Annotated in this window: 7 protein-coding genes and 1 pseudogene; 4 read left to right on the top strand and 4 right to left on the bottom strand. The window is 35.8% G+C overall.

Going from position 1 to position 13,865, the window contains the following annotated elements; translation table 11 throughout:
• Positions 1-236: 236 nt before the first annotated feature.
• Positions 237-827 carry a DUF1997 domain-containing protein gene (locus tag ACP6PK_RS15980; protein ID WP_426560740.1) on the bottom strand — a complete coding sequence of 197 codons (591 nt, stop codon included), beginning with the start codon at positions 825-827 and terminating at the stop codon, positions 237-239.
• A gap of 550 nt (positions 828-1,377) precedes the next feature.
• On the opposite strand from ACP6PK_RS15980, the gene pheA reads away from it, so the two are divergent.
• The 3 genes and pseudogenes from pheA to ACP6PK_RS15965 all read left to right on the top strand — a co-directional run bounded on the left by pheA (position 1,378) and on the right by ACP6PK_RS15965 (position 3,707).
• Positions 1,378-2,268 (top strand): prephenate dehydratase, encoded by an 891-nt coding sequence (pheA, locus tag ACP6PK_RS15975; RefSeq protein WP_426560738.1) that lies wholly within the window; start codon positions 1,378-1,380, stop codon positions 2,266-2,268.
• A gap of 251 nt (positions 2,269-2,519) precedes the next feature.
• Positions 2,520-2,765 (top strand): annotated as a pseudogene (locus tag ACP6PK_RS15970) (ACT domain-containing protein); the annotation flags it as partial.
• A gap of 423 nt (positions 2,766-3,188) precedes the next feature.
• Entirely contained in the window at positions 3,189-3,707 is a 519-nt protein-coding gene (locus ACP6PK_RS15965) for a hypothetical protein (RefSeq protein WP_426560736.1), read from the top strand.
• Between the two features lie 828 nt (positions 3,708-4,535).
• On the opposite strand, the gene ACP6PK_RS15960 is transcribed toward ACP6PK_RS15965, so the two are convergent.
• From ACP6PK_RS15960 to ACP6PK_RS15950, 3 genes are all read right to left on the bottom strand, one after another.
• Positions 4,536-5,162 carry a ribonuclease HII gene (locus ACP6PK_RS15960; RefSeq protein ID WP_094672313.1) on the bottom strand — a complete coding sequence of 209 codons (627 nt, stop codon included), beginning with the start codon at positions 5,160-5,162 and terminating at the stop codon, positions 4,536-4,538.
• A 514-nt stretch (positions 5,163-5,676) separates the two neighbouring features.
• A complete protein-coding gene (gene rne, locus ACP6PK_RS15955) occupies positions 5,677-7,722 on the bottom strand; it encodes a ribonuclease E (RefSeq protein ID WP_426560734.1) in 2,046 nt (681 codons plus the stop codon).
• A 1,564-nt stretch (positions 7,723-9,286) separates the two neighbouring features.
• Positions 9,287-12,094, bottom strand: coding sequence for a TIGR03960 family B12-binding radical SAM protein (locus tag ACP6PK_RS15950; protein WP_426560732.1), 2,808 nt, complete (start codon positions 12,092-12,094; stop codon positions 9,287-9,289).
• 210 nt (positions 12,095-12,304) lie between these two features.
• Here ACP6PK_RS15950 and ACP6PK_RS15945 point away from each other — a divergent pair, with 210 nt between their 5' ends.
• Positions 12,305-12,499: a hypothetical protein gene (locus ACP6PK_RS15945; RefSeq protein WP_426560730.1), complete on the top strand. Its 195-nt coding sequence runs from the start codon at positions 12,305-12,307 to the stop codon at positions 12,497-12,499.
• Positions 12,500-13,865 lie beyond the last annotated feature (1,366 nt).

Genomic DNA, 13,865 nt, shown 5'->3' with positions numbered 1-13,865 from the left:
GAATAGGGAATAGGGAATAGGGAATAGAAAAGAATAAAAACAACTGTACCTCATATAGTAGTTTAACTTAAAAATGAGAAGTTTTTTCGCCTGAAACTCCCTCATAGCAAGGAAGCTTTGTCTCAATCTAAAGTGAAATGACTATAGCTTTGGAAACTGCTATGAAAATAGGAAGTATGTCCTGTAATTAAATTTGATATTTAGGACGAGAAGCAGTAGAACTCAAGACTTCTCAATCATACACTTTGGCTACCAGAAGCTAAAATAGATGTTTGTTCACTTTGAGCTAATACCTTAGTTTCATCACAAGCCCATTTATGATAATCCACCAATAATTGATGGGTTAGTCTTTGTTTAATTGTCATTAATACACTTTTGAGCAAGCCATTACCAGTTGTTTCTAAAACTGGTAATGGTGTTAACCATAATGGAGGGGGTAATTCTACTTTAACCTCTAAATCAGCTTTACCCTTGAGATGAGTAACTCCTTTTATTTGAATGGGTTCAAGAATGCCAATCAGATTTAGACTAAAGCGTTGGTTTATGTACTCTATCCCACGAATTTCACATCTCTCTGACTTTAAGTAAATTTTGCCTTTAGGACTAGACCACAACCGCATATCTACAGTTGGTTGAATCGTCAACATCATAAAGTTTAGTGGACGCATTTTCAAACGGAAACAATCTCGATCTAATTGCTCTAATCTTGTTGGGTCTGTCAAAGCATTTACTAAACGCTTTGGCTGACGTAGGTAATGCTGAATAGGAACTTGTTCCTCTACTACAGGAATATCTACTGATTGTGAAGCAGTAAATTTTATAATCATATTTTTTTCAAAAAATCAATATTTTATGGCTAAATTTTAATTAAAATTCACATTTATTAATGTGATTCAGATCATATTAAAGTATCTACTCAAGTTTGGTCAATAACTATAATCAGATTTAGGTAAAATTAATTAATTCTCATAAATAATAATGCCTTATTAATGAGAAATAAGTAAATAAATGTAATTTAATTTTGCAAAGTGTAAATTATTTTAATTTATAGAGATTTCCTTGAATATAAAATCTAAAACAGAACGGGATTTTATGAGGAAGAAATCAGGTCTCAAGCATTCTCTTAGCTGTGCCACTTTCGCTCTACAAGGGAATAAAAAGGGAATAAAAAGGGAATAAAAAATGAAATTGCGGATTTTCTTGCCTCCTAATTCAGTAGAAGGTACTGTTAACAAAGTTCCTCTCTAGGAGGTTAACTAATACACGAGTTACGCAGAAATACTATATATAGAGTAAAAAACTATAACGTTATAGTTTTGAACACTATATACATAGTCTTTCCGTAATTTCTATAATAACTAATAACTGATAACTGAAATGACCATTTCTATAGCACATCTTGGCCCTGCTGGAACTTATGCGGAGACAGCAGCAGTGGCATTTTCTCACAAACTAAGTCAGCTTGGTCAAAAATCTATTCTGTGCCCATATCCTAGTATTGCTCAAACTTTATGGGCTGTTTCTAAAGAGGAAGTTAATTTGGCAGTTGTACCTGTAGAAAATTCTATCGAAGGAAGCGTTACTATTACTCTAGATACACTTTGGCAATTGGATATTTTAGAAATTCAAACTGCATTAGTCTTACCTATTTCTCATGGATTAATATCATTAGCTAGTAATTTTGAAGAGATTAAAACTGTTTATTCTCATCCACAAGCTTTAGCTCAATGTCAAAGTTGGTTAGAAAAGTTTTTGCCACAAGTACAACAAATTCCAGCTAATTCTACCACAGAAGCATTAGAGCATTTAGAAACAGATCGGAGTGCTGCAGCGATCGCTTCTCAAAGAGCTGCTGAACTTTATCAATTGCCTATATTAGCTTACCCAATTAATGATTATCCTGATAATTGTACTCGCTTTTGGGTGTTGAAACAAGGAAGTACAGAAATAGAAAATTCGGCTTTAAAACTGATAATTAATAGGATAAATAAACCAGAAAATTTAGTTTTTACTTCTTTAGGTTTTACTGTACCTGCAAATGTACCAGGAGCTTTAGTTCAACCATTACAAGTATTTGCTAAAAGGGAGATTAATATGAGTAGAATAGAGTCTCGTCCGACTAAGTTATCTCTGGGTGATTATTTATTTTTTATTGATATAGAAGCGAATAGTAATCTTAATTATGTTAAGGCAGCAATAGAAGAATTGAAAACCTATACCAAAATCTTCAAAATCTTTGGCAGTTATACTATTATGGCAATCAATTAATAGTAATTAGGGAATAGTGAATAGGGAATGGGGAATAGGGAATGGGGAGTTAAAAAGATTTTCTGATGTTTTATTTTCCATAACTTGAGCCTAATTACAAAATTTTTAATTCAAATTAGCTAGAGTAGGAGAATTAAATTTTAAAATTTGTAGGTATTACTAGAGTCTTTCTAGATGGGCAATTAATAATAATTTTGGCTTAAGTAAATACGATAAATCAACCAGAAAATTTAGTTTTTACTTCTTGAGGTTTTACTGTACCTGCAAATGTACCGGGAGCTTTAGTTCAACCATTACAAGTATTTGCTAAAAGGGAGATTAATATGAGTAGAATAGAGTCTCGTCCGACTAAGTTATCTCTGGGTGATTATTTATTTTTTATTGATATAGAAGCGAATAGTAATCTTAATTATGTTAAGGCAGCAATAGAAGAATTGAAAACCTATACCAAAATCTTCAAAATCTTTGGCAGTTATACTATTATGGCAATCAATTAATAGTAATTAGGGAATAGTGAATAGGGAATGGGGAATAGGGAATGGGGAGTTAAAAAGATTTTCTGATGTTTTATTTTCCATAACTTGAGCCTAATTACAAAATTTTTAATTCAAATTAGCTAGAGTAGGAGAATTAAATTTTAAAATTTGTAGGTATTACTAGAGTCTTTCTAGATGGGCAATTAATAATAATGTTGGCTTAAGTAAATAGGTGTTAAAATTCTCAACTATATAACTAAATATAAATCTACCTAGCTAACTATCCTGGCAAAAACTGGAGTTCATTGACAAATCTTAGTATAGTCAAGCTTTTCCACACCTATCTATATAGTTAATCAACTATATACTGGCGTTAATTTTTGGAGAATTACCCCAGAGTCAGACCTATAATTTAATACTTAAAACCTTATATATATTCAAAATATGTGGTCATCTAGTCAAGGCATTCCAAATATACCCGATATTACCCATCCTCAAGAACTGATTGAACTTGGCAATCAAATTCTTAAAGCATCAATCATATTAATTATTCTCACTGGTTGCTTAGGTATAGGAATAGCAATTATCAATTTTTCTATCCATAATAGCAAAGAATCCGAAGCGAATATTCTGATTAATGAGTTGGTGTCTAGATATTCAAGTTTACTTAAAAGTTTACCCCATCTAATTTTAGTTTTAATATTGCTAGTAGGAGGATTTTTTCTTTGTTCAACTCTTAGCAATCGTTATCATAACTGGGAACAAGCAAAAGTTGCCAAAATTGCTGCGGGTGTGGCAGGATATAGCCTCGAACAAATGTCTCCAAAAGTTCGTTATATAGTAGAAGAACCATATACATATTATCAATGGGTTGATAATAAACAGGTTGAAATTAAAAGCACAAGAAATGTAGATAAATCCCACATTCCGCACGACAAAATAATGGGCAAAATTACTCGGTAGTAAAAATACAGAAAAAACTAAGTTAACTCTTCAAGAAAAGTTATTTATTACAGATATTAACCCTGACGATATTATTCTTTAGCTCTCTGAACACCATAAAAAAAAGTAAGTCCAATCTATCTCTCAAGCAAATGCCTTACGACCTAAATTTTTAGCAGCAATAGAAGCAGTACATAATCCTCCAAAAGGTTCCCATACAACATCTCCAAAATCGCTAGGCTCTTGAAGAAGGTGGAATTGAATTTATCCCAAACAATGGTGGAGGGGTAGGTGTCCGCTTTCGTTAAAATCAGCAGTTATAATCAAGCTGCTTTAATTTCTAACAAATATTTATCACCTCTGGTATTACCAACGCCAAAAATCTAGTAGATAATTTTTACTTGACTTTATATTCAACTGTTGCGCAATAGTTGATTAAATATTCAATTTAACTTTGATAAATGCAGGACTTACGCTGAGACAATATATATAGGGTTTGCTGAAAAAGTCTTTTTTAAGGAGTAGGGGAGCAGGGAAGCAGTAGGGACATTGCATACAACGTCCTTACGGGAGTAATTTTTTTGCCCAACTCTTCCGCAAAATGCTAACTTTTTGAGCGAAATCAACTGAAAACCAGGCACTTTTTTAGAGCCTAAAAATACTCAAACCTTTATATGTCAATACTTGGATATTTAATCAGCAAGCCCTATACTATATAGTCTTAAAAAACTATAGCGCTATAGATATGTAGTGTTTAAAACTCAAAATGCTTAAATCCTAAATTGGTTCAACTCCAGCAAAAATTCTGGGGGAGTTAGTATTTGTTTTATTTCCCGATAATTTCTAGAGCTAAATAGAAAATAAAGAAGGTTGACAAGGACTAAACGAAAGACGGTGCTGAGGCGACACCCCGTAATTTACGATTCCTTGTTTATGTTTTTGCGTACCATAACCTTTATTTTTAGTCAAGTCATAAACAGGATATTTTTTAGCTAAACGCATAATCAAAGTATCACGCCAAACCTTAGCCACAATACTCGCAGCAGCGATCGCCAAACATTTACTATCCCCCTTAACAATAGTCCTTTGAGGTATCAGTAAATCTCTAATTTCTTGATTCCCATCAACCAGAACCAAATCAGGCTTAGGTTGCAGCTGCATAACAGCCCGCTTCATCGCCAATAAAGAAGCTTGTAGAATATTCAAGCGGTCAATCTCTCGAACAGAAGCCATACCAATCTTACAATCCAAAGCCACGGCCAAAATTTGAGTCGCCAAGTGACACCGACGTTTTTCTGCCAACCTTTTACTATCTTTCACCCCACTACTAGCCAAATCATCCAAAACCTCCTCTGACAAAATTACCGCTGCTGCCACCACAGGGCCAAATAATGCCCCACGCCCCACTTCATCCACACCAGCAGTTAGAAGAGAGGATGGATAATCAATCAACTCAGAACAAGTCATAAGTACCATTTAAAAAAGTTTGCTACAAATTCTTAGCATTCAGGAGTCATTTCAGTTATCATTTAGCCTTCTAGGTCGTAACTGCCTCTTGACTCCTGGGTCGGAGCTAGGCTTTTTCGTATAGGGAATGCTCCGCAAACATGTCGCCGAGCGTTAACGAAGTTGTGCGGAACGCTAAACACTACCTCCGGCTATCCAAGGGGAGGCTATTGTCCTTATTTTTTTGTTCAGACAAATGATCTGCTGTCTTAAAAAAGAAGTCCTTTCTACATTTGTGAATCTTTTCGTGTACCAACCCAATTTGTTTTTTTGATTTTCAGCCAGCTTAGTGAATCTTTCTTCTTATTTTTCAGTTTCCCTTCTCGCAATTTCAGCTTGCCTTCAGACTTTTTGAAGAATTTGTGTTCCTGGATGAATTCACTTTAGCTGGTTGCTAAAAACTTTTCGAGTCCCAAGTCTACACCAATGACATAGCCATGAGGTATCACATCAGGTACATCAACATTATTAGAAAATTTTTCCCTTATTCTTCTGTCACTGCCGAAGAACGACGGCGACGACGACGAATTGGCCCAGAATCATCAGAGTCATTGCTATCTGAGTTTATCTCAACATCTGAATCAATCAACTCTGACTCGTAATTATCATTTTCCTCATCACCATCAAAATCATCAGCTTGCTCCAAAGACACCGATGAATCAAAATTATCTAATTCCTGAGCATCTTCTTCTTCTTCGTAATCTACTACCGATTCAACTTCTACATCTTCTTCCTTTTCTGTCGTTGTTTTTCTCAAATTACCCTCCCCTGGTTTCTTAATAGAGATAATTGCCGACTTGGGATTTTTCACTGCTCCCTCCTCTAAAAGTGTTATCGGAGAAATACCCATCAAAGCATAGACATCCTGCTCATCAGACGTCATTTCTACTGTCACTATCTCTTGAGGTTCAGTCACAGGTCTAATTATTTCTCTTCCTGACCGTCGATTAGGAGTCGTAAGTGGATATCCTTCGGAAAGGATAGGATACTCCATTCCCGACCCTAACTCCCTTTCCTGTAATTCCAAAGCCTCATCCTGCATAGTTTCACCTACTCCTACCCTACGGCGACGACGGCGACGGGTAGACTCCTGATAACTAGGATGATTCAATAATTCTAAATCTGAGCCATTATTAGCAAGCTCCACTTCTTGATATCCCTGTGTCATTTCTAAAGAAGGGTTTTGGGCTGCACTAACTAAAGGTGGAGAAGCAACAGTCATAGGTCTCGTTGATTCTTCAACATCTGGAGTCCTAGTAACCACAGACAAATTAACCTCTCCAATAGAAGCTTCAGATTCACCCGGCAAATGAACCAAATGTCCCAACCCATTACAACTAGGACAAGTACGACCAAACAACTCATATATATTTTGACCTTGCCGTTTACGAGTTAACTCAACTAACCCCAACTCCGACAACTGAGCTATCTGAGGTCTAGCCTTATCAGCTCTGAGAACCTGATTAAAATGTTCCAGAACTTGCAATTGGTCTCGCCGTGAGTCCATATCAATAAAATCAACAATAATAACTCCCGCAATGTTACGCAGGCGTAGTTGACGAGCTATTTCCGTAGCTGCCTCACAATTTGTCCAAAGTACCGTTTCCCTTGCTGTAGCAGAACGTGTGAAAGAACCAGAGTTGACATCTATAACAGTTAACGCTTCAGTAGGTTGGATAATCACATAACCACCAGAAGGTAAATCTACTCTTGGTCTGAGAGCTTCTCGAATAGCTGCATTCACCCGGAAGTATTCTAGGACAGGAATCCGATCGCTATGATGGTCAATCAAAACTTGTAATGGTTTGCCCCCACTCCAGTTCAGCAAATGTTGCTTAACTCGCTTCACTCCCTCACTAGAGTCCACCACAATCCGATTCACATCGGTACTATACATATCTCGTAACACCCTTTGAATAAAATCATTATCACGATTTAGTAGTGCCGGCGCCCTGTTAGAATTAGCCTCAATTTGGATAGTTTCCCATTGTTGCTGCAAAACCTCTAAATCTTCTATAACCGCTTCTTCCTCCATACCCTCTGCTTCAGTACGGACTAATAGACCCATACCCGCTGGTTTAATTAAAATTGCCAAGGCTCTAAGGCGACTTCGCTCATTCTCAGAACGGATACGTCGAGATAAATTTACACCCCGCCCATAAGGCATTAAAACCAAATAACGGCCTGGTAGAGTTACATTTCCTGTTAAACGTGGCCCTTTTGTCCCAGTAGGTTCCTTCATTACTTGCACTAGGACTTTTTGTTGAGGTGTCAGTAATTCAGTAATTGCACCAGAAGAGCGCTTCAATCGCAATGGCCCTAGATCGCTAACATGAATAAATCCATTACGTTCAGGATCTCCAATATTCACAAAAGCTGCATCTATTCCAGGTAATACATTTTCCACAACTCCTAGATATATGTCGCTGACTTGATGGCTGCCTTTAGCAACAACAAGTTCTTGTATTTGGTCTTCAGAAAATACAGCAGCGATTCTTTGCTGCTCGGCGATAATTATTTGCTTCGGCATTCAATTTCCTCCTGTACAGACTTGTTAACCAAGCCCTTCCCTTTCTAAGACCCCGCTCTTAAGGGCGAGGTTTAAACAAAAATGTGGCGTTGTCAATTAAGTCACCTTTGGTTTTATGTAGGTTACTTATAATGTTGGATATTAATTGCTTTGCTGTGTGAATTTTAAACTTCGGTTTTTTGGATAATACTTAAGTCTGGTGTTGAGCTTTTTCCGTTTCATTTCACCCTTACCAAGCTGAATATTTCCATCAACTTGTACAGACTTGGTTACTCAGCAACTACTAAAATTATCAACAACAAAACTAATCCAACCTTTTCTACAAAACTTGATATTTGGCATCAATTCTAACAACTTAGAATGATATATTCTTTTCAGTTCCGGAATGCTCCGCAAACAGGAACTTCTAACTAGAGCAATTAATAGAATTAATTATCAGGATGATATCCTCTCAACTTAACTAATTAATTATAAGTTTTAATTCCCATCTGACTATTTCTAAATTTTATCCCTTTGTTAGTGCTATAAAATTTTAGCAGTCAGACTAATTAACGTCTAGTTTCGGTTTTCATTAATCTATCAATGATTCACTGTATAATTTCCATACTTTCTAATTTTAGCATTGTTTTAGTTAAAATTCTCTTACTAACTTTTTGATTCATAATACAGTAACGTAATCAATAAATAAACGGACAATTTATCTAATGACTCTGTACTGAAATTAATCAATTTATTAAGGACAATCCTCAATTATTCGCACTACAACTTTAAAGTTTTTTGTCAAAGCTTAATTTCTTAAATCCATGTCAATATCGAATTATCCCCATTTTTACACAAAGCTAATTTTCTTGCTTTTAATGGAGTAATTTTTTGATCTTCAGCTTTTGAAATTAGTAGGGTGTCCAGCTTTATTTTGTGGGTCAAGCAATCCTTAATAAGCTTATGAACTTAAACTATAACTATAAGATTATCTCTAACCTAGCATTTTAGCATAGACACCCTCGTAGATTTTGGAATAGCAAGCTATAATACCTTATGGAAAAAAGATTATTACAAATAACCTAATTAATTGTAGTAGCTGGTAGGTCTTAGATAAATTTTAATTTTATCACTATGACTGAATTAAGTTTCTCAGAGTCTCAAATCCTAGACCATTATTTATAACATTATTTGAGCAATTTGCTATAACAGCCTATTAAGTTATATTTATTGAGGTTGCAAGGCCATCGTCTACCTTGACCATGATTAAACATGATATTGGCCTTGTACAAGTCCTGTAGGATTTCAGATCAGCGATCGCCTAAAAATCAGAGCACTTAACATAACACAGCTCAGAGGGTAATTGAGGAAAATTCCTGAATCTCTTGTAAGCTAAGACTTTCCCAAAAATAAATTCTATTACTTTAGTTATGTAAGGTTGCTAATAAGTTAGCATTTCCTTAATCAAAACTGTTTCAGTTTTGATTAATTAATTATAGTTTCTGCTTGTTCAAACTAGAGTAATCTTTTGAATTTCCACACTGATAAAACCAAAGCTTCTTAAGAGACTTTCCTGAAACTTTGATCAACCCAAAAATAACTTTTGCCGATGAGTATGCAGCAATTCAAACTCTAGCTTGCTGACTTGTTCCAGCATATAAATTATATTTTGTGGTCTTAGTAAAGTTCCATCATTCTGATAACTTCCTACATAACGAATAATACCATCAGTTTCATAATTCCAATTTGACTTACAAGAGCTTGTAGGGACGTTGCATGCAACGTCCCTACGGTAAGAATTTAAAGCTGTTGGATACTCTAAAAACTCCAATTCAAACAAGCGATCGCGTAAATTAACAACCTTTACCTTACCCGACTTGGTTTTTTGTTCCCAAAGAATTGATTCCCTGTTTGTAATTGCCTCTACCCACCCTTGCCAAACAGTAGGGGTTTGGTCTCCAAACCCAGTAGAACAGTCATTACCTTCAAATTCTCTTATATTCTCACAGTCTTGTATCAAATCTTTTGCAGAGTCATTAGTTTTCCTGACCCTCAAAATATACTCTGCTTTCTCCAATATCTGAGATAAAGAAGGACTCTTAACCTCTACCTCTTCTACCTTATATATAGGTATACCAACTGGCAATTGACTCTCCAATTTATTCTGAAATGTTACCACATCCATTATTTCTGTCAACTCAAAATCCACTACTTCCCCCGTGCTAGTTACCCCTAGAGATAAAGCATTAGCTGGAATAATCCGTGGACTTGGATGGTATCCTCCCGTAAAGGCAATAGGTATGTCGCTCCGACGGACAGCACGAGCAAATAACCTAGCTAAATCTAGATGACTAACTAAAGCCATCTCTCCTAACTTCCCAAACCAAACTCGTAGACGTTGTACCCGATTTTGATTAGGAACAAACTTACCAACAAACTCTGGAATTGGTGGTGGTGGAACCACAATATTATGACCTAGATCTGGACCACATACACCACAATGAGAACAAGCTGCAAAAGAGCAGTCAGGAACAGTCGCTTCTGCCAAAGCTTTCTGTAAATCTTCTTTGAGCCAATTTTTATCAATTCCCGTATCTATATGATCCCAAGGTAAAGCTTGGTCAAGTAGGGAATTTATTTTCTCATTACATATATCTTGATTATTTTCCGTATTTTCAAATACATTCCATTCACCACTTTCTACCTGACGGTACTTCCAACTCAAATCTGATTCTTTAATAGCATCACTCCATGCAGCAAAAGCTCGATCCAAACTTTCCCACCAAGAGTCCATTCCAGCACCCTTTTCCCAAGCACGTTGAATCACAGATGCTAAACGGCGATCGCCCCTACCCAGAAAATCCTCCATTGCCGAGAGACGGACATCTGTATAATTTGCCTTTACACCTTTCATCCTCCGAAATTCTGCCTTGAGTAATTCTTGCTTACGTTCAAATTCAGCCACAGAAACAGAATGCCATTGAAAAGGAGTGTGAGGTTTGGGGGTAAAATTAGAAATTGTCAAAGTAACCTGTAGCTTTTTGCGACCTTTTGCTCGGCATTCTTGCTGTAACCAATTAACTGTTTCCGCAATACCCAACACATCAACATCAGTTTCCCCAGGCAAACCAATCATAAAATAGAGCTTAACCTTATCCCAACCTTGGTCATAAGCAGTTTTGACCCCCCGCAAAAGTTCCTCATTTGTCAAACCCTTATTTATAATGTCCCGCATTCGTTGGGTACCAGCTTCTGGAGCAAATGTCAAACTACTTTGGCGATTACCGCCAATAATATTAGCAATATTTTCATCAAACCTATCTACTCGCTGACTTGGTAGAGATAGAGAAATATTTTCATCCTTAAAACGATTTCTAATTTCAGTTCCTACCGCTGGTAAAGCAAGATAATCTGAACAACTCAACGAAAGCAAAGAAAACTCATTATGTCCTGTCTTACTTATACCTTTTTCAATAGTATCGACTATTTGTTCTGGTTCCACATCTCGTGCAGGTCTAGTTAACATACCTGGTTGACAAAAGCGACAACCTCTGGTACATCCACGTCGTACTTCTAGAACCAATCGGTCATGGACTGTTTCCACATAAGGAACTAAACCTATAGAATAAGCTGGCATAGGAGCTGCCACTCGACGCAATATTCTTTCTGGCACATCATCACGAATAGGAAAAACTGAGCCATCTTCAGCCATGCGATAAAACTGTGGCACATAGACACCAGGAATTTGGGCTAAGTCTAAAAGCAATTCTTCTCTGCTTAACTTATTAGCTTTGCCTTCCTGAACTATTAGTCCAATTTCTGGCAGTAACTCTTCTCCATCCCCTAAAGCAATAAAATCAAAAAAGTCTGCATAAGGTTCAGGGTTTGAAGTTGCTGTTTGACCCCCGGCGAAGATGAGGGGAAGTGAGGGAGTGGGGGAGTGGGGGAGTGGGGGAGTGGGGGAGTAACACTTTTTACTTTCTTTTAGTCTTTCTTGCCAAGTCAAAGGAATACCAGCCAAACTTAGCATCTCTAGAATATTTGTAGCCCCTAATTCATAACTGAGGCTAAAGCCAAGAATATCAAAATCAGTAAGCGATCGCCTAGATTCTACAGCAAATAGTTTAGTATTTGTGGCCCTTAATTTTTGGGCTAAATCTGGAGCAGGTAAATATGCGCGATCGCATAATTGCTGTGGCTGAGAATTTAAGATATTGTAAAGAATTATATGTCCTAAATTAGAAGCTCCTACTTCATAAACTTCTGGGTAGGTAAGCACCCAGCGGACTTGAGAGCTGTCCCAAGGTTTATGAAAAGCACCAAACTCATTACCAAGGTAACGAGCAGGTTTGTGGATATCGGGTGTAAGTAAATTCTCTACTGCTACTGCCACTATTACTACTTAAGGTGTATTTTATGGTTAGATATATTTCAACATAGCACCAAAAACTTATGGTGTGAAACTAGGAGTCACAAATTTAACTTCGTTCTGGCCTCAAGGTCTCAATGATGAATATCACTTTCTCCAATAGTATTGGATCACCTATCAGGGTAAATATCTAGCAGAGAATTTAATTATGTAGAGTTTTTACTTAGATTAGCCATGGAACCAAATTGTGTGATTCGGAAACTTGTATCTAGAGCGCTCTATTTTCGGCGATTAACTCCTGAAATAGAAAATCAAATCAACTCAGAGTTGACACGACTTGGCTATATTTCCGATGTAGATTATGAAGCATTAGAGTTATTAATGGAGGAGATGGATGCAGGACGAATTCAGCTTGTTCCTACTCTGTAAATAATCGTAATTTTTTTGTGATTTAAAGCTTAAGTCGAATGTAGAAAATTCGATTAACTTAATTGACTGTAAAATTTATCTGTTTTTAGCAGATAGGTTATTATATAATCAATAGTTTAGCTACACTATATGATCAATAATCACAGAAAATATAAACCTAGTAAGATACAATTATAATTGAGTTTTTTAGTAGTGCTGCATAAGTAACCATAGATATTAAGAAATACTGATTACTGGGAACAGAGAATAGGAAATGGGGAACAGTGGATTTTCCCAATATTTCTGATAATAAATCCGCTTATATTTTCTCTAAGTGCCTTCTACTCTCTATCTTAATCTATTGTTATCAAGCTACTTTCGATCATTTCAGTTATCAATTATCAATACATCTAAATGAAGCCAGACCATTGAAATACTGAAGTTGATTTTTTTCATCTCCTATGTAATCTAATTACGGGATAATATTCAACTGATTTCTTTTTTCGTCTATCTTGACTATTTTTCGATTACAGATTTCTCTATGTAGAGGTAGTTTAACGAGCTTATTTTTCAGGGTGTTGACTATAAAATAGAGAAAACATTTGAGTTAATTAAATAGATCGAGTTCAATAATTAATAATTACCTCTTATTATAAAGAAGAGGATTTAGTAAAAATAATTTTTTTTCCTTTTTCTCCATTCATGGAGAAGCTTGATACCTTAATTTTTCGGTAAATAATTTTTTTTGAGGTTATTTTATAAATTACTTACTCTTGATAATTGATAAAGATATCAAAGGCTAGAATAATTCAAAATTCATTTGTAACTAGCAAAAATTCTATTAATTATTCTTTCTATACTCTCTCAAAAAATCTAATACTATTTTCCCTTAACGAAGTCAGAAGTCAGAAGTTATTTTTGTAACAGGGATTAGAGCAACGCTCCAAAAATATTGCGCCTTAAAAGGCGGGGTTTTAGACCCAATATTATTTTGATAAATTTGAACTTAATAAAATCTGATAAGAGTCAGTTTAATAAGGTCTGAGTAACAATTATTAAGTACATTTTTAGAAATAAATACTATAAGTAGTCAGGACTTACGCTAAGACAATGTATATAGTGTTCAAAACTCGAACGTTCTAGTTTTTTGACTCTATATATAGTACCTCTGCCTAAGTCCTATGTAACTTCTGACTTCTGACTTCTGGCTTCTGGCTTACAGCGGTTTTCATTTCAGTAGACAACGGTAGGGGTGAATGGCCATTCGCCCCTACAGAGTTTTGATTATGACGATGTGGTTTATCCATCTGAAAAGCGCTGTAAAAAGACCCCTGACTACTTTGAAATCTAGAACAGAAAATTTAACTGGTTGTTATTTTGAATAGGA

This window comes from Dapis hubbardiae BLCC-M172 (genome assembly GCF_050016015.1).
Taxonomy (GTDB): domain Bacteria; phylum Cyanobacteriota; class Cyanobacteriia; order Cyanobacteriales; family Microcoleaceae; genus Trichodesmium.
This window is presented reverse-complemented; position numbering and strand designations above follow the sequence as displayed.